Annotated in this window: 15 protein-coding genes; 8 read left to right on the forward strand and 7 right to left on the reverse strand. The window is 71.7% G+C overall.

Translation table 11 applies throughout. The features are described 5' to 3' along the window. Positions 1–134: 134 nt before the first annotated feature. Positions 135–557, reverse strand: a complete 423-nt coding sequence (locus tag KJK29_RS08210; protein ID WP_215118051.1) for a MerR family transcriptional regulator — start codon at positions 555–557, stop codon at positions 135–137. Between the two features lie 392 nt (positions 558–949). Between KJK29_RS08210 and KJK29_RS08215 the strand changes: the two genes are divergently transcribed. After that, the gene (locus KJK29_RS08215; protein WP_215118052.1) at positions 950–2,455 is read left to right on the forward strand and encodes a SulP family inorganic anion transporter; all 1,506 of its coding nucleotides are present in this window, start codon (positions 950–952) and stop codon (positions 2,453–2,455) included. A gap of 96 nt (positions 2,456–2,551) precedes the next feature. Continuing rightward, on the forward strand, positions 2,552–3,553 hold the full coding sequence (locus KJK29_RS08220; protein ID WP_215118053.1) for an NAD-dependent epimerase/dehydratase family protein: 1,002 nt from the start codon (positions 2,552–2,554) through the stop codon (positions 3,551–3,553). Positions 3,554–3,584: 31 nt separating this feature from the next. On the opposite strand, the gene KJK29_RS08225 is transcribed toward KJK29_RS08220, so the two are convergent. Both KJK29_RS08225 and KJK29_RS08230 read right to left on the reverse strand, forming a co-directional pair. Next, a complete protein-coding gene (locus KJK29_RS08225) occupies positions 3,585–4,697 on the reverse strand; it encodes a sensor histidine kinase (protein ID WP_215118054.1) in 1,113 nt (370 codons plus the stop codon). Then, positions 4,694–5,434 (reverse strand): response regulator transcription factor, encoded by a 741-nt coding sequence (locus KJK29_RS08230; RefSeq protein WP_215118055.1) that lies wholly within the window; start codon positions 5,432–5,434, stop codon positions 4,694–4,696. Before KJK29_RS08230 ends, KJK29_RS08225 begins: the two co-directional genes overlap by 4 nt. Before the next feature lie 126 nt (positions 5,435–5,560). Between KJK29_RS08230 and KJK29_RS08235 the strand changes: the two genes are divergently transcribed. Genes KJK29_RS08235 through KJK29_RS08245 form a run of 3 tightly spaced genes read left to right on the forward strand, consistent with a single transcriptional unit; the run spans position 5,561 to position 7,754 of the window. After that, on the forward strand, positions 5,561–6,283 hold the full coding sequence (locus KJK29_RS08235; protein ID WP_215118056.1) for a glycosyltransferase family 2 protein: 723 nt from the start codon (positions 5,561–5,563) through the stop codon (positions 6,281–6,283). Beyond that, complete coding sequence (locus tag KJK29_RS08240) at positions 6,280–6,897, forward strand: TIGR04282 family arsenosugar biosynthesis glycosyltransferase (protein ID WP_215118057.1); 618 nt, start codon at positions 6,280–6,282, stop codon at positions 6,895–6,897. The genes KJK29_RS08235 and KJK29_RS08240 overlap by 4 nt, the downstream gene beginning before the upstream one ends. Then, positions 6,894–7,754, forward strand: a complete 861-nt coding sequence (locus KJK29_RS08245) for a class I SAM-dependent methyltransferase (protein WP_215118058.1) — start codon at positions 6,894–6,896, stop codon at positions 7,752–7,754. The genes KJK29_RS08240 and KJK29_RS08245 overlap by 4 nt, the downstream gene beginning before the upstream one ends. A 316-nt stretch (positions 7,755–8,070) precedes the next feature. Here the strand turns inward: KJK29_RS08245 and KJK29_RS08250 are convergent, their stop codons facing one another. After that, a complete protein-coding gene (locus KJK29_RS08250; RefSeq protein WP_215118059.1) occupies positions 8,071–9,339 on the reverse strand; it encodes a molybdopterin-dependent oxidoreductase in 1,269 nt (422 codons plus the stop codon). Positions 9,340–9,452: 113 nt separating this feature from the next. Between KJK29_RS08250 and KJK29_RS08255 the strand changes: the two genes are divergently transcribed. Further along, entirely contained in the window at positions 9,453–10,880 is a 1,428-nt protein-coding gene (locus KJK29_RS08255; RefSeq protein ID WP_370869122.1) for a hypothetical protein, read from the forward strand. Positions 10,881–10,931: 51 nt separating this feature from the next. Here KJK29_RS08255 and KJK29_RS08260 read toward each other — a convergent pair whose 3' ends face one another. Continuing rightward, on the reverse strand, positions 10,932–11,669 hold the full coding sequence (locus KJK29_RS08260) for a flavodoxin family protein (RefSeq protein WP_215118060.1): 738 nt from the start codon (positions 11,667–11,669) through the stop codon (positions 10,932–10,934). A gap of 302 nt (positions 11,670–11,971) precedes the next feature. Between KJK29_RS08260 and KJK29_RS08265 the strand changes: the two genes are divergently transcribed. Continuing rightward, the gene (locus tag KJK29_RS08265) at positions 11,972–12,823 is read left to right on the forward strand and encodes a DUF4394 domain-containing protein (RefSeq protein WP_251057746.1); all 852 of its coding nucleotides are present in this window, start codon (positions 11,972–11,974) and stop codon (positions 12,821–12,823) included. 106 nt (positions 12,824–12,929) lie between these two features. Here KJK29_RS08265 and KJK29_RS08270 read toward each other — a convergent pair whose 3' ends face one another. Next, positions 12,930–13,346, reverse strand: a complete 417-nt coding sequence (locus tag KJK29_RS08270; protein ID WP_215118061.1) for an ATP-binding protein — start codon at positions 13,344–13,346, stop codon at positions 12,930–12,932. 142 nt (positions 13,347–13,488) lie between these two features. Between KJK29_RS08270 and KJK29_RS08275 the strand changes: the two genes are divergently transcribed. Continuing rightward, positions 13,489–15,105, forward strand: a complete 1,617-nt coding sequence (locus tag KJK29_RS08275; protein WP_215118062.1) for a sulfite oxidase — start codon at positions 13,489–13,491, stop codon at positions 15,103–15,105. 49 nt (positions 15,106–15,154) lie between these two features. Here the strand turns inward: KJK29_RS08275 and KJK29_RS08280 are convergent, their stop codons facing one another. Beyond that, positions 15,155–15,757: a hypothetical protein gene (locus tag KJK29_RS08280; RefSeq protein ID WP_215118063.1), complete on the reverse strand. Its 603-nt coding sequence runs from the start codon at positions 15,755–15,757 to the stop codon at positions 15,155–15,157. Positions 15,758–15,876: the final 119 nt, after the last annotated feature.

Below are 15,876 nucleotides of genomic sequence, written 5' to 3' on the forward strand. Positions count from 1 at the left end.
CCTTGCTCGACGTCGCCTGCCGGAGCAGATGCTGACCGCTGCTGAATGAAAGGGACGCGAACCACCACGCGCGAGGCCGTCGCAGCCAGCTCCGAGTGGCTCCCCGCAAGCGACCCTTCGCGCGCTGCCGTCGGTCAGCGTGCCGTGGCGGAACCCGGCTCGCTCGCGCCGCCCAGCCGGTCGCGAAGAGTTGCGGCGAAGTCCTCGGCGCGCTCCAGCTGCGTACGCAGGTCCTCGACTCGCCGCTGCGCCGCCTGTTCGAAACCGCGTACCCGCTCCAGGAGTTCCTCCCGGTCGGAAGCGCGCAGTTCGTCGGCGGAATCGAGGCGGTCGGTCGCCGCGAGCAGTTCACGCATCTCGTCGAGCGTGAACCCGAGCGGCTTCATCCGGCGGATGACCATCAGCCGCTCGACGTCCCGCTCGGTGTAGAGGCGGAAGCCGCCCTGGGAGCGGGCCGAGGGGACCACGAGTCCGGTCTCCTCGTAGTGCCGGATGGTGCGCAGGGACAGCTCGGTGCGCGCCGCGACCTCGCCGATCTGCATGTGCTTGTCGTCCACGTCCCTGCCCTGCCTGCCCTGTCCTGCCCCGGCCTCGTCCGAAGCGTCCCCGCCGATCTCTACCCTAACGTTAGGGTAGAGTTCCGTGCGGCGCGGGCCGCGGGCCCGGCCGATGCCGTGTCGGGGCCGATGCCGCCCCCGGCGAGGAACTTCCAGTTTGTCGGTGAGACGCGTGCGCGAGTCCGTGGTGCCGGACGCCGCCGGCTGTCCGCCGTGACCCTTCGCCCCTGACCAGAGCCCAGCCGCGCGTCCGATCGCGCCCGTCGGCTCTGCCTTGGGACTTCCGGCCCGTCAGCGGGCCGATCGCGGGAAGCACGCCCGGCCTTCCGCGCCGTCTTCCGCACGCCTCGCCCTGCCCGGGGGGTGCCCGAGCACGACAGGTAGCCGTTCCCTTGTCTTCCTCCGTACTGTCTCCCGCCGCACGGCTGCGCGGCCTCGAGCCCGACTGGCTGCGTGATCCGAAGGTCTGGCGCACCGAGGTGCTGGGCGGGCTCGTGGTCGCTCTCGCGCTGATCCCGGAGGCGATCTCCTTCTCGATCATCGCCGGGGTCGACCCGGCGATCGGCCTGTTCGCCTCCTTCACCATGGCCGTGACCATCGCGATCGTCGGCGGACGACGGGCGATGATCTCCGCGGCCACCGGTGCCGTCGCCCTCGTGATCGCTCCGCTGAACCGCGAGCACGGTTTCGGCTATCTGGTCGCCGCCGTGATCCTGGCCGGCGTGTTCCAGATCGTCCTCGGCGCGCTCGGCGTGGCGAAGCTGATGCGGTTCGTGCCGCGCAGCGTGATGGTCGGCTTCGTCAACTCCCTCGCCATCCTCATCTTCATGGCGCAGGTACCGGAGATGACGGACGTGCCCTGGCCGGTCTATCCGCTGCTCGCGGCCGGGCTGGCGCTGCTGGTGTTCCTCCCGAAGGTCACCACCGTGGTCCCGGCGCCGCTGGTGTCGATCGTCGTCCTGACCGTCGTCACGGTCGCGGCCGGGATCGCCGTGCCGACCGTCGGTGACAAGGGCGAGCTGCCGTCCTCCCTGCCCGTGCCGGGGCTGCCGGACGTGCCGTTCACGCCGGACACCCTGACGACCATCGCGCCGTACGCGCTCGCCATGGCCCTGGTCGGCCTCATGGAGTCGCTGATGACCGCCAAGCTCGTCGACGAGATCACCGACACCCACTCCTCCAAGACCCGCGAGTCCGTCGGGCAGGGCGTCGCCAACATCGTCACGGGGTTCTTCGGCGGCATGGGCGGCTGCGCCATGATCGGCCAGACGATGATCAACGTGCGGGTCTCCGGCGCCCGTACGCGGATGTCGACGTTCCTGGCGGGCGCGTTCCTGATGGTGCTGTGCATCGTCTTCGGGCCGGTCGTCTCCGACATTCCCATGGCCGCCCTGGTGGCGGTGATGGTCATGGTGTGCTTCGCGACCTTCGACTGGCACTCCATCGCGCCGAAGACGCTGAAGCGCATGCCCGCCGGGGAGATCACCGTCATGGCGGTCACCGTCGCCTGCGTGGTCGCCACCCACAACCTCGCCATCGGCGTGGTCGTCGGCTCGGTCACCGCCATGGTCGTCTTCGCCAAGCGGGTCGCCCACCTCGCCGACGTCACCGCTGTCACCGACCGCGACGGCACCACGGTCGTCTACCGGGTGACGGGAGAGCTGTTCTTCGCCTCCTCCAACGACCTCGTCGGCCGGTTCGACTACGCCGCCGACCCCGACCGGGTCGTCATCGACTTCTCCGCCGCACACGTCTGGGACGCCTCCTCCGTGGCCGCCCTGGACGCCATCGAGACCAAGTACGCCCAGCGCGGCAAGACCGTCGAGATCACCGGCCTGAACGAGCCCAGCGCCCGGATCCACGGAACCCTCAGCGGCGAACTCACCGGCAGCAACTGACCGGCTCCTTCTCAGAGCGCTCGGCAGGTCTTACGGACCCGTGACAGGTAGGCGCGGCCGCATGATCTGGCGGCTGCTCCGCCCTACCGTGGGCGCATGCGTGTACTGGTCTCCGGCGGTGCCGGGTTCATCGGGTCCCAGGTCGTCGACGTGCTTCGGGCGCGCGGGCATGAGCCCGTCGTGTTCGACGTGCGCGAGGACCCGGGCGCGGACGTACGGGACCGGGACGCGGTGCTGCGTGCGCTGTCCGGTGTGGACGCCGTGTGTCATCAGGCCGCGATGGTGGGGCTGGGCACCGGGTTCGCCGATGCGGCGGACTACGTCTCCCACAACGACCTCGGGACCGCCGTGCTGCTGACGGCCATGGCCGAACAGGGCGTGCGGCGACTGGTGCTGGCCGGGTCGATGGTGGTCTACGGGGAGGGTCGGTACACCTGCGGACGTCACGGGGTGGTGCGGCCGGGGCCCCGGGCCGCCACCGACCTCGCGGCCGGACGATTCGAGCCGACGTGTCCGATGTGCGGGGAGGAGCTGACGCCGGGGCTGGTCGGTGAGGACGCGCCCGTCGATCCGCGGAACGTGTACGCGACGACCAAGCTCACTCAGGAGCATCTGGCTGCCGCTTGGGCACGCTCGACGGGCGGGGCGGCGGTGTCGTTGCGGTATCACAACGTGTACGGGCCCGGGATGCCCCGGGACACGCCGTACGCCGGTGTCGCCTCCTTCTTCCGTTCGGCGCTCGCCCGGGGCGAGGCTCCGCGGGTGTTCGAGGACGGACGGCAGCGGCGGGACTTCGTGCACGTCCGGGACGTGGCGATCGCCAACGCGGTGGCGTTGGAGGCGGAGACCGCCCCGGGTGTGCTCACGGCGTACAACACCGGCAGCGGCGACCCGCACACCGTCGGGGACATGGCGCGGGCGCTGGCCTCGGCGTACGGCGGGCCCGAGCCGGTCGTGACCGGCGAGTTCCGGCTCGGGGACGTCCGGCACATCACGGCTGACTCGTCCCGGCTGCGGGCGGAGCTGGGGTGGAAGCCGGAGGTCGGGTTCGACGAGGGCATGCGGGAGTTCGCGGGTTCGGCCCTGCGTGACTCGTAGGGCCCTGATGGACCGGTGGTGCTGCCCGTTTTCAGGAAGCGGCAGCGGGCAGCACCACCTCAAAGCGGCAGCCGCCGGGGATATTGCGGACGGTGGCCCGACCCTGGTGCGCCTCCACGATGCCGCGGACGATGGCCAGGCCCAGACCGGCACCGGCGGGCGGGGTCCGGGCGTGGGAGCCGCGCCAGCCGGTGTCGAACACGCGGGGCAGGTCCTCCTCGGGGATGCCGCCGCAGCCGTCGGTGACGGACAGCACGACGCCGTCGGGCAGGCGTTCGGCGGCCACCATGACGGTTCCGTCCGCCGGAGTGCGCCGGATCGCGTTGACCAGGAGATTGCCCAGCACTCGGCTCATCTCCTTGCCGTCCACTTCCACCGGCACCGGCTCGACGCGGTCCCCGAGCAGTCGCACCCCGTGTTCGTGGGCCAGCGGATACGCCCCGGCGAGAGCGTCGCCGACCAGGTCGTAGACGGACATCCGGGAGGGCGACAGGGCCAGGGTTCCGGCGTGGATGCGGGAGAGTTCGAAGAGGTCGCCAACCATGTCGTTGAGGCGTTCGACCTCGGTGCGCATCTGCTTCAGATAGCGGTCGGGGTCGGCGGCGACGCCGTCCTCCAGCGCCTCGGACATCGCGCGCAGACCGGCCAGCGGGGTGCGCAGGTCGTGCGAGATCCAGGCGACCAGCTCACGGCGGGAGGTCTCCAGGGCGCGCTCACGCTCCCGGGACTCGGCGAGCTTCGCGCTCGTGGCCTCCAGTTCGCGGCTGACGTCGGCGAGTTCGGCGGTGGCGGGACCTCGGGGCGCGTTGAAGTCGCCGCCGTCGCCGAAGGAGCGTGCGGCGAGGGCGAGTTCGCGGCTGCGGGCGACCACCCAGCGGCCCAGCAGCAACGCGGTGGCCAGCGAGACGACGGCCGCCATCGCGACGACGGTCGTGACCACGGTCAGGTCGTGCGCGGACAGGAACATCGCCCATGCCACGACGAGCGTGCCCGCGAGCATCGCGGTCACGGCCACCGCCGCCACGACGGTGAGCGACGCGGTCAGCGACCGGCGGCGCAGCAGCCACAGTGTCCCGGCGCCGAGCAGCCCGGCGACGCCGGCACCGAGCAGGGCGTACAGCGCGATGAGGAGGGTGTCGTTCACGGTCCGGGCTCCTCTCCGTCGGGGTCGAAGCGGTAGCCCACGCCCCACACGGTCTGGATCAGGCGGGGCCGGGCCGGGTCGTCCTCGACCTTGCCGCGCAGCCGGCGGACATGGACCGTGACGGTCGACAGATCGCCGAAGTCCCAGCCCCACACCTCGCGCATCAGGTCCTCGCGGCTGTACGCCCGGCCCGGATGCCGCAGGAGGAACGCGAGCAGGTCGAACTCACGCAGGGTGAGGGCGAGTTCGACGCCGTTCTTGGCGGCGCGGCGGGCGGCGGGGTCGACGGTGAGTCCGGCCGCGCTCAGGGGAGGCGTGCCGGCGAGGGGCCGCGCCCGGCGCAGCACCGACTCCACCCGCAGCACCAGCTCGCGGGGACTGAACGGCTTGGTGACGTAGTCGTCCGCGCCCACTTCCAGGCCCATGATGCGATCGTCCTCATCCCCGCGGGCGGTGAGCATGATGACCGGGACGGGCCCGAGGCCGCGCAGCCGGCGGCACACCTCCAGGCCGTCCATGCCGGGCAGCATCAGATCGAGCACCACCAGGTCCGGCCAGTGCGCGGCGGCGCCGGCCAGTGCGCTCGGCCCGTCCCCGGCCCGGTCCACCGCGTATCCGGCGCGGTCGAGGTAGCCCGAGACGACCTCCGCGACCGTGGGATCGTCGTCGACGACCAGGACCCGACCGGCCCCGGACGCCCGGCCGGCCGCCACCGGCTCCGCAGGTTGCTTGTCCATGCCGCCAGCCTCGCACCCCGGGCCTTGCGCGTCGCGCCCCCAGCCGGCCCCTGCCGCCGCCGTCCGCGTTTCGTAAGGACATGAAGTCCGATATGCGCAGTTCGCGTTCGTAGGGTGAAAGCCGTGATGACCTCTCCCGCACCCGAGGACGTCGATGTCGTCCTCCCCTGTCTGAACGAGGCCGAAGCCCTGCCCTGGGTGCTCGACCGCGTCCCTCCCGGCTGGCGTGCCCTCGTCGTGGACAACGGGTCCACCGACGGCTCGGGCGACATCGCCCGCGCACTCGGCGCGACCGTCGTCGACGAGCCTCGCCGCGGCTTCGGCGCCGCCTGCCATGCGGGACTGACCGCCGCCACGGCCGGCATCGTGTGCTTCTGCGACTGCGACGCCTCCCTGGATCCGGCCCTGCTCGTGCCCTTCGTACGCGAGGTGCGCGACGGCTCGGCCGACCTGGTCCTCGGGCGGCGCCGGCCCCAGGGCAGGGGTGCCTGGCCCGCACACGCCCGGGCCGGCAATCTCGCGCTCTCCCTGATGCTGCGCCGCCGCACCGGCCTTCGGCTGCACGACCTCGGGCCGCTGCGCGCCGCCCGCCGCGCGTCACTGCTCGCCCTGGACCTCACCGACCGGCGCAGCGGCTACCCCCTGCAGATGGTCGTGCGCGCCGCCGACGCGGACTGGCACATCACCGAGCACGACGTCCCCTACCTGCCGCGCAGCGGTGCCTCGAAGGTGACCGGCACCTGGCGCGGCACGTGGCAGGCGGTACGGGACATGAGCCGCGTCCTGGCCGAGGCACCGGCCCCGCCGGAGACGGCCGCGGCGCCCTCACGAGGAGGCAGCCGTCGATGACCACTCTGCTCGTCATCGCCAAGGAGCCTCTCCCGGGACGGGTGAAGACCCGGCTCTGTCCGCCGTTCACGCCGGAGGAGGCGGCGACGCTGGCCGAGGCGGCCCTCGCCGACACCCTGTGCGCGGTGGCCGCGGCGCCCGCGCGGCGCCGGATCCTGGTCCTGGAGGGAGAGGCCGGGCCCTGGCTGCCGCCCGGCTTCGACGTCGTGGCGCAGTGCGCGGGCGGCCTCGACGCCCGACTGGCCGCGGCCTTCGCCGGCTGCGACGGCCCGGCCCTGCTGATCGGAATGGACACCCCGCAGGTCACGCCGGGCCTGCTCGCCGTGGACTTCGACGGGTACGACGCCTGCTTCGGCGCCGCCGAGGACGGCGGCTTCTGGGCGCTCGGACTGGCCGTCCCGGATCCGGAGCTGGTGCGCGAGGTCCCGATGTCGACTCCCACGACCGGCGCTGTCCAGCGCTCCCGGCTCCTCGCCGCCGGACTGCACGTGCGTGAACTGCCGTGTCTGCGGGACGTGGACACCGCTGCGGACGCCGAAGCGGTAGCCGCCGCGGCGCCGCACGGTCGTTTCGCCGCCGAGCTGGCCCGGCTGCGGGACGGCGACGGCCGATGAGCACGGTTGCGATGCCGGGCACGGCGGAGCACAGCTGGTCCGCCGACCCCTACGCCGACGCCCTCCGGGCCGGCCGCGGGCCGCTCTTCCTGCGCCGCAGCGACGGATGGCTGCTGCCCCTGGAGGTGGAGCGGTGGTGTGCCCGCGCCGACGCCGTGGACCGGGAGGTGCTCGACCGGTGCGAGGGTGCCGTCCTCGACGTGGGGTGCGGGCCGGGGCGGCTGGTCGTGGAGTTGGCGGCACGGGGCCGGACAGCGCTCGGCATCGACGTCAGCTCCGCCGCGGTCGCCCACACCGTGGGGCTCGGCGGCCCGGCGCTGCTGCGTTCGGTCTTCGAACCGCTCCCGGGTGAGGGCCGCTGGGGCAGCGCCCTGCTCGTCGACGGGAATCTCGGTATCGGCGGTGACCCGGGTGCCCTGCTCGAACGGCTCACCCGGCTCCTCGCCCCCGGCGGCCTGCTCATCGCCGAGACGGATCCGCTGGACATCGACGAGCGGGCCAGCGTCCGCCTCGTCGGTGTCACTGGCGGAACCGGCGGTACCGGCGGGACCGGCGGGACCGGCGGAGCTGGCAGCACCGGCGCGACTGGCGGCACCGACGGCACCGGCCGCCCCGGCGATCAGGGCACCTGCGGCACCCCGTTCCCCTGGGCCCGGCTCGGCACGCCGGCGCTGATCCGCTACGCCCGCCCGCTGGGCTGGCACACCGTCGCTCAGTGGTCGGCCGGCGGCCGCTGCTTCCTCGCCCTGCGCAACCGCAGGACCAGCAGCAGCGCCGAGCCGCCGAAGAGCACGGCCGTGATCAACAGCCAGCGGGCGAGGAAGCCGTCGGCGGACAGGCCCGTCGCCGCCGGGTAGTGGTCCGCCACCCGGCCGCTGATCAGGGGGAACCACACCAGCAGGAGCAGCAGGGACAGGGCGGTCGGCACCCGGACGTACATCGTCCGCTCCCGGTGACCGACCGCCCCGAACGACCGGACGAGCGCCCGGTCCGCCACCGCGTACAGCGGCAGGAACACCAGGTCGTGCAGCAGTGCGGCACCCACGAACCACAGCGCCACACCGAACCAGTCGTCCGACAGCAGCCGCACGCCCGCGTATCCCGCGAGCGCGAACGAACAGGCCAGGAGCAGGATCCGCAGGGGACTCCCCAGCGGCGGGACCACGGTGCGCATCACAGGTCTCCGAAGGTCATCCGGGCGACCCACTTGGTGTTGAGCACACCGGGCGCCGCGGGCACGATGACCCGGGCCGGATGCCCGTGGTCGGGACTGAGGGGCTCGCCGTTGACGTCCAGCGCCAGCAGGGAGCGCGGGTCCCGGACCTGGTTGGCGCGCAGGGCCGCGCTGCGGAAGGCGCCGCTGCGCTGCAGGGACTCCACGAACACATCGGGCGCCGCGTCCGCGTCGTAGCCGACCAGGGCGGCGAGATCCCGCAGCCGTACGCCCCGCCACCACTGGTCGGAGGTCGACCAGCCCTCCACGCAGGCGATGGGCAACGCCGCGCTGTGCAGGGGGAGCTCCAGCAGCTCGGCCCGGCTCAGCCGGACGGTCCCGGAGCGGCCCCTGACCACCAGCCTCCACGCCGCCTCACTCGTCTCCGTCGCGCTGATGCCCCTGGACGCGGCCGTCTTGTTGATCTGGAAGCCGTTCGGTCCGCTGCCCGGATCGGCGCCTCCGTGCGGAGCGAGGAGGGCCGTCCGCCGCAGCGGACCGTCGAAGCTCTGCCCCACCGTGGTCCCGAACAGCAGCAGTGAACCGCCCCCGACCAGCCACAGCCCGCCGCGCCGGGTCACGGTGGGCTCCGCGGGCCGGGGAGAGACGAGAGGGAACTCGGGCTGCGCGCCGGACTCCTCCTGCGGTCCCCGCTCGTCCCGCATACGTCGCAGATTGCGTACGGCGGCCGGCGCCCGCAGCACCACGTGCGCGAGGAACGCCGCGAAGAACACCCAGGCACCGTAGAAGTGCAGCGTGTAGAAGGAGCCGGGAAACACGTAGTCGAGCTGGATGTTGAGCACGCCCGTCACGAACTCGAACAGCGCCCCGCCGACCAGCAGGAGCAGCGAGATCCGCTCCAGGGCGTGGGCGAGCGAGCGGGCCGGCGGCAGCGCGAACAGCTTCGGCACCACCGACCACAGCTTGGCGAGCAGGACGGGGACCAGGGTGATGCCGAGGGTGACGTGGACGCCCTGGTTGAGCCGGTACAGCCAGTGCGGGTTCGTGGGCCAGGCGAACAGATAGAAGCCGAGGATCCCCTTGTCCGGTGTCTTGTCGTTCACCGGCGACAGGTCCGGGTTGTAGGCCGCGTACGAGACCAGTCCCGTCACGAACAGCAGGGTGATGCCGACGAGCAGGACGAGGCCCAGCACCGAGGTGAACCAGGGGCCGCGCAGGGGGCTGCGCCAGAAGCCCGGTGAGGAGGGAAGCCGTGGGTCGTCTCGCATGTCCCGACGGTAGGCGCGGACCACACCGGAAAAGGGTGCGCGACCCATGACGAAACGCTGACGTCCGCACGTGCAGCGGCCTCGGCATGGTCCGCGCGGCCTAGCGTTCCCGTGTGACCCGTGATCTTCACCGTGATCCTTCCCGTGATCCTGCCCGTGGTCCTTCCGGTGGCCTTCGCCGTGGACCCGGCCGTGCTCTTCGCCGCGACCTGTACGCGACCACGGCAGCTGCACTGCTCGTCGCGACGGCCGCACTGGTCGGCGCCGCGATCGAACGGGAGCACGGCACCCTGCATGTGGGCCTGCCTCCCCTCCTGGCCGACTGGAACCCTCACCTCGGCCCCGGCACCCCGGCGGCGCTCGCCGTCGCCGTCCTGGTGGTGACGTACGGCCCGCGCGTGGCCGACCGACTGCCGTGGCGCGCGCTCCTCGGCGCCGCCTGGGCTACGGCGATGGCGTGGACGTGGTCACTGGCGCTGATCGACGGCTGGCAGCGCGGGGTCGCGGCCCGGCTCACGACCCGGCACGAGTATCTGCGGGTCGTCGACCGCTTCCAGGACATCCCGGCGACCCTGCGGGACTTCACCCACCACATCCTGCTCCAGTCCCCCGACCACTGGCCCGCGCATGTGGCCGGCCACCCTCCGGCGGCGCCCCTCACCTTCGTCCTGCTCGACCGGGCCGGACTCGGCGGCGGGGGCTGGGCCGGAACCTGGTGCATCACCGTAGGCGCGTCGGCCTGCGTGGCGGTCCTGGTCGCCGTACGGGCCCTCGCCGACGAGGCACTCGCACGGCGGGCGGCACCGTTCCTGGTGCTGGCACCGGCAGCCGTGTGGATGGGGACGTCCGCGGACGGCTACTTCACGGCGGTCGCCGCCTGGACCATCGCCTTCCTCGCCCTCGCCGTCACCGGACACCGCCCCCGGCTCACCGGCTTCGCCTCGGGCCTCCTCTTCGGCCTCACCTGCTACCTCTCCTACGGCCTCACCCTCTTCGCCGTGGTCGCGGGCGCGGTCATCCTCCTCGGTCGGAAACGAGCCCGCCCCCTGCCCTACGCCCTCGCCGGAGCCGTCGTCGTCCCGCTCGCGTTCACCTTCACCGGCTTCAACTGGTGGGAGGCGTACCGGCTGCTCGTCGACCGCTACTACCAAGGAGCCGGCGGCGTCCGGCCGTACGGCTACTGGGTGTGGGCGAACCTGGCCTGCACGGTCCTGATCGTGGGCCCGGCCACGGTGGCGGGCCTGCGACGCACCGGGGCCACGCTCCTCAGGTCAGCGACACGGCTCAGGGCACGTTCCCTCCCCAACTCCCCCGACCTGCCCCCTCACCTCCGCCTCGCCCTGCTGACCACCGCCGCTCTCGCCGCTCTGCTCGTCGCCGATCTGTCCGGGATGAGCAAGGCGGAGACCGAGCGCATCTGGCTGCCGTTCGCGATGTGGCTCCCGGCCGCCTGCGCGTTCCTGACCCACCCCCGCGCCTGGCTCACCGCGCAGGCCGTACTGGCCCTGCTCCTGAACCACCTGCTCATGACCGGCTGGTGACGGGGCGGAACCCCGCATGTTCCGGTGGGCGGGGCTGGGCGTCCGTCCGGCTCAGCGGTGTTCGGGGTTGTCCGCGCCCGGACGGCAGCCCGCGTCCCACTCCGAGCGTTGGTTGCCGTGGGCGGGAACGCCCCCGGCGCGCTTCAGCAGGGCGGCGAGGTGCATCAGGTTCCAGGTCATGAAGCTGGTGTTGCGGTTGGTGAAGTCGTTCTCCGGGCCGCCCGAGCCCGCGTCGAGGTACGACGGCCCCGGGCCGGCCGCACCGATCCAGCCCGCGTCCGCCTGGGGCGGGATCGTGTACCCGAGGTGCTGGAGGCTGTAGAGGAGATTCATGGCGCAGTGCTTCACGCCGTCCTCGTTGCCGGTGATCAGACAGCCTCCGACGCGACCGTAGTAGGCGTACTGGCCCTGGGAGTTCAGCAGGGAGGAGCACGCGTAGAGGCGCTCGACGATCTGCTTGGTCACCGAACTGTTGTCACCCAGCCAGATGGGGCCGGCCAGGACGAGGATGTCCGCCGCCATCACCCTCTCGTACAACTCCGGCCAGGCGTCGGTGGCGAAGCCATACCGGGTCATGTCCGGGTGGACACCGGGTGCGATGTCGTGGTCGACGGCGCGGATCAGGTCCGTGGTCACACCCGCGCCGTCCATGATGGCCCGGCTCTTGTCGATCAGGCCCTGGGTGTGGCTGAGCTGCGGAGACGGCTTGAGGGTGCAGTTGATGTAGAGCGCGGTCAGATCGTCGTAGCGGTGCACGGCATCGGTGGGAGAGGCGGGCTGCGCTGCCATGGCGGACTCCGGTGAGGAGAACGGACAGGTGAAGGACCGGGGGGAGGACGGCGCTCCGGGCCGCCCCTACGGCAGCGTCTCGCGGAACTCACGCGATGTCCGGCTACGACCCACCCGAGGACGCCCCATTCCCCCAGGACGACTGGGCGCCGCGGCGGGCCCTCCGCACGAGGGCTGTTGCTCCGTTGGCTGCGACACGGTCACGCGCACGCACCACAGCCACACTTTAGTCCCGTTTGTCTGGTTTTCTGCTGGGTGCTGAGGCTGCCTTCCAGGCGGCCCTCGAATCTGTTCGGAGACGCATGATGCGTAGCGCAGTTGTCGCTGTCGCCCTGGCCGCCACCACGGCCGCCGCCACCCCAGCCACCGCCCACGCCCAGGGCAGTTGGGACGGTAACGGAAAGCGCCTGCTCAGCGTCGGGCTGACCACGGACCAGCGCCTGGTCGGCTTCGACATCCACACCCCCGGCGACCCATGGGACCTGGGCCGGATCAGCGGCCTGTCCGGCGACAGAAGGCTGATCGGGATCGACTTCCGCGTGCAGAACGGCAAGCTCTACGGTGTCGGAAACGCCGGCGGCATCTACACCATCACCAGCAGGGCCCAGGCGGTGAAGGTCTCCCGGCTGACCGTCCCGCTGTCGGGCACGAACTTCGGAGTGGACTTCAACCCGGCCGCGAACCGGCTGAGGGTGATCAGCGACACCGGGCAGAACCTGCGGCACAACATCGACGACCCCTCCGCACGGTTCACCACCATCGCCGACGGCGCGCTGACCAACCCGACCACACCGCCGACCAGGGCACGGGGCGTGACCGGAGCGGCGTACACGAACAACGACCTCAACGCGGCGACCGCGACGACGCTGTTCGACATCGACACCGTCCACGACCGCGTCGTGGTGCAGTCCCCGGCGAACGCCGGCAACCTGGCCCCCACCGGCAACCTCGGCTTCAACGCCGGTCCCTCGGCCGGGTTCGACATCTACTACAAGAAGGAAACCGGGGACAACAAGGGCTTCGCCGCCCTGAGCACGTCGGGTCGATACCGCTTCTACAGCGTCAACGTCCTCAATGGCGACACCGACAGCCTCGGCGCCTTCCCCGCCGGCCGGCAGGTCTTCGACATCGCCCTGCCCCTCGACCAGAACTAGGCACAGCAGTCGCCCTCGGCTGGATCTCCAGCGGTTCCACACCCCTGGCGGTCATGGCCGAGGGCCCTCCGCCGTTCAGCCGGGCAGGGGGGACGTCGCCGGGATGTCATTCATCGGTGCCGCACGGCAACTCGGCCCACACCGTGTGGCCGAGGCCGTCAGGCAGGTCACCCCAGTCACAGGCGAGCGCGTCGACGAGACGGAGTCCACGCCCTCCCCCGCTCAGGTACGCCGAGGGATGCCTCCACTTCGCCCGAACCAGTTCGCTACTGAACGGGGTGCCGGCGTCCGTGACCCCGATCCTGACCCGCTGGCCTCCGCCCGCGCCCCGAAGAGTGAGGGACAGCCGGACCGGCGGCTCTCCGTACCGCAAGGCGTTGGCCAACAACTCACTGACGATGAGTACGGCGTCATCAGCCAGTTCGCCTATGCCCCAGCGCTCCAGCCGGCCGCGGACATTCCTGCGCACGGAACTGAAGCGGCAGGCCGACGAGCCGACGAGTTCCCCACATGCCGTTCTCATGGCGCCTCATCCCTTTCCTTCTCACTGGTGATCCGTTGCAGGTGCGGATGCGGATGGGATTCGGCTCGGTCGGAGAGAAGGTCACTTCCGATCTAGCGATCGGGCGACCAATCCTTCGGTCCCCCGGTACCGGATTCCCCACGTGACAGAGACGACGAGGAAGCCACGAAATCCCCGCCCCTGGCTACGGAGGTCGCTCGGGGCACTCAGCGGCGCCCTCGCGGGATTCGCGGCGCTCGCTGTCGCCGAACTCGTGTCGGCAGGAGTACGCCCGCAGGCCGGTCCCGTCGTCGCGGTCGGAGGTGCGGCGATCGACCGCACGCCGACGGGCGTGAAGGACTGGGCGATCCGAAACTTCGGCACCAACGACAAGCTGGTTCTCCAACTCGGGATCCTCGCTGTGCTGTCGGTGTTCGCACTGGCATTGGGCCTTGTGGCACTGCGCTACCGGCGGTCCGGGGCGGCGGGCGTCTTGGTGTTCGGGGTGGTCGGAGCGGCAGCGGCCACGACGCGCCCCGACTCGACCGGACTGGCAGACGCGCTGCCCTCGATCGCGGGCGCGCTCATCGGCTCCTGCGTCCTTTTCGCCCTGGCCGGACGCCTCGCACTGCCCGGCCCCACGCCGAGCGCGATCGGCCACGAGGAGGACGACTCGGCGCACTCACCAGGCTGGGACCGTCGCGGCTTCGTGATCGCGGCGACGCTTGCCGCCGCAGCATCCGCCGGGGCAGGCGCCCTGGGCCGAACCCTGAACGGTTCACGCGGCCAGGAGGCGATCGCCTCACGCAAGGACGTCGCCCTGCCGCCCCCCGCGTCTGCGGCCCCCGCCGTCCCGAGGGGCGCCCAGCTCCGAATCCCCGGGATCAGTGCCTTCACCACCCCGAACAGCGACTTCTACCGCGTGGACACCGCGCTCGTCGTTCCGAAGGTGGACGCGACGCGATGGCGGCTGCGCATCCACGGCCGGGGCGTCCCCCGCCCGGTCACCCTCTCCTTCGACGACCTGCTGCGGCGGGAGCTGATCGAGCGCGACATCACCCTCACCTGTGTGTCGAACGAGGTCGGCGGCCCCTACGTCGGCAACGCCCGCTGGACCGGCGTACGCCTCGCGGACCTGCTGGCCGAGTGCGGGGTACGGCCCCCGTCCCGGGGCGGACCGGCCGACCAGCTGGTGGCCCGCTCGGTGGACGGCATGACGATCGGAACCCCCGTCGAGGACATCATGGACGGCCGCGACGCCCTCCTCGCCCTCGGCATGAACGGCGAGCCCCTGCCCTTCGCCCACGGCTTCCCGGTCCGCATGGTCGTCCCCGGCCTCTACGGCTACGTCTCGGCCTGCAAATGGATCAAGGACATCGAACTCACCACCTTCGACGCCTACGACGCGTACTGGGTCAAACGCAACTGGGCCCGCAGAGCTCCGATCAAGACCCAGTCCCGCATCGACACCCCGAAGCCCTTCGCCCGCCCCGGTTCCGGCACGGTCATGGTCGGCGGCGTCGCCTGGGCCCAGCACCGCGGCATCGACAAGGTCGAACTCCGCGTCGACGACGGCCCCTGGCAGGAGGCCCGCCTCGCCACCGAGGACTCCCGGGACACCTGGCGCCAGTGGTCCTTCCCCTGGCGGGCCACCCAGGGCACCCACACCCTCACAGCGCGCGCCACCGACCGCACCGGCACCCTCCAGACCGAGAAACGCACCCGCACGGTCCCCGACGGGGCCAGCGGCTGGCACTCAGTGGTGGTGACCGTCGATTAGCCCCACCCGAGCCACGTCCCGAGCTGGGGCCGCCCGACGCACCTCCGGGCTAGAGAAGGTCCCGCCAGAAGGGGGCAGTCGCTCGCGGGCTCAGGCGATCGTCGACCTCGCCCCGCGCCTCGTCGAACTCCCGATTCATGTAATCGGCCAGGTCCATGCCGTAATACACGATGTCGGTCTGCCACATCGAGAGCACCGGATGCCCGAAGCTTCCCCGGCCCGCCGGCAGGTATCGGTGGGCATACACGGGCACCAGCACCGGCGCCTCTGCCAGATGATGCCGCGCCGTCGCCAGTGCCGTCGTCCCGTCAGCCGGACGCTCACCCCACCCCTCGTACCAGAACCCGTTGTCCTCGACATCGAGCAGAACACCCTCGACCGGCCAGTCGAGTTGTCGACGCAAGCTGCCCGAATCGCCGCCGCGCCACTCCGGCCAGGGCCTGGACCAGGTCTGCCCGTCCTCGGGAGGGACATTGACCGGAAGCCCGGCCGCAAGAAACGCTCGGTGATCGTCCGCGAACTCGAAGCCGCACTCGCCCTCGATGCGCGTGAACTCGGCTTCCGTCAGCCCCGACTCGAACTCATAGAGACCTGTCCGTGCCAGACGACATGCGGCCTCCGCACCCAGGCGTACCCCCTCATCACTGATCACCGCTGCACGCTAGCGCCGACCGCAGCCAACCGTCACCCGAGTTACGCAACGGCATCACCTCGGCGTACCCGAGGCCATGCCGGTCCGGCTGTGCCGGATCATGTTGATATCGAGTTCTG

This window comes from Streptomyces koelreuteriae, from assembly GCF_018604545.1.
Classification (GTDB): Bacteria; Actinomycetota; Actinomycetes; order Streptomycetales; family Streptomycetaceae; genus Streptomyces; species Streptomyces koelreuteriae.

Coding starts and splice junctions, on each gene's coding strand:
- KJK29_RS08270 (WP_215118061.1), bottom strand. CDS start 13,346: ATGAGAACGGCATGTGGGGAACTCGTCGGCTCGTCGGCCTGCCGCTTC.
- KJK29_RS08230 (WP_215118055.1), bottom strand. CDS start 5,434: ATGGACAAGCAACCTGCGGAGCCGGTGGCGGCCGGCCGGGCGTCCGGG.
- KJK29_RS08250 (WP_215118059.1), bottom strand. CDS start 9,339: ATGCGAGACGACCCACGGCTTCCCTCCTCACCGGGCTTCTGGCGCAGC.
- KJK29_RS08240 (WP_215118057.1), top strand. CDS start 6,280: ATGACCACTCTGCTCGTCATCGCCAAGGAGCCTCTCCCGGGACGGGTG.
- KJK29_RS08245 (WP_215118058.1), top strand. CDS start 6,894: ATGAGCACGGTTGCGATGCCGGGCACGGCGGAGCACAGCTGGTCCGCC.
- KJK29_RS08235 (WP_215118056.1), top strand. CDS start 5,561: ATGACCTCTCCCGCACCCGAGGACGTCGATGTCGTCCTCCCCTGTCTG.
- KJK29_RS08265 (WP_251057746.1), top strand. CDS start 11,972: ATGATGCGTAGCGCAGTTGTCGCTGTCGCCCTGGCCGCCACCACGGCC.
- KJK29_RS08260 (WP_215118060.1), bottom strand. CDS start 11,669: ATGGCAGCGCAGCCCGCCTCTCCCACCGATGCCGTGCACCGCTACGAC.
- KJK29_RS08220 (WP_215118053.1), top strand. CDS start 2,552: ATGCGTGTACTGGTCTCCGGCGGTGCCGGGTTCATCGGGTCCCAGGTC.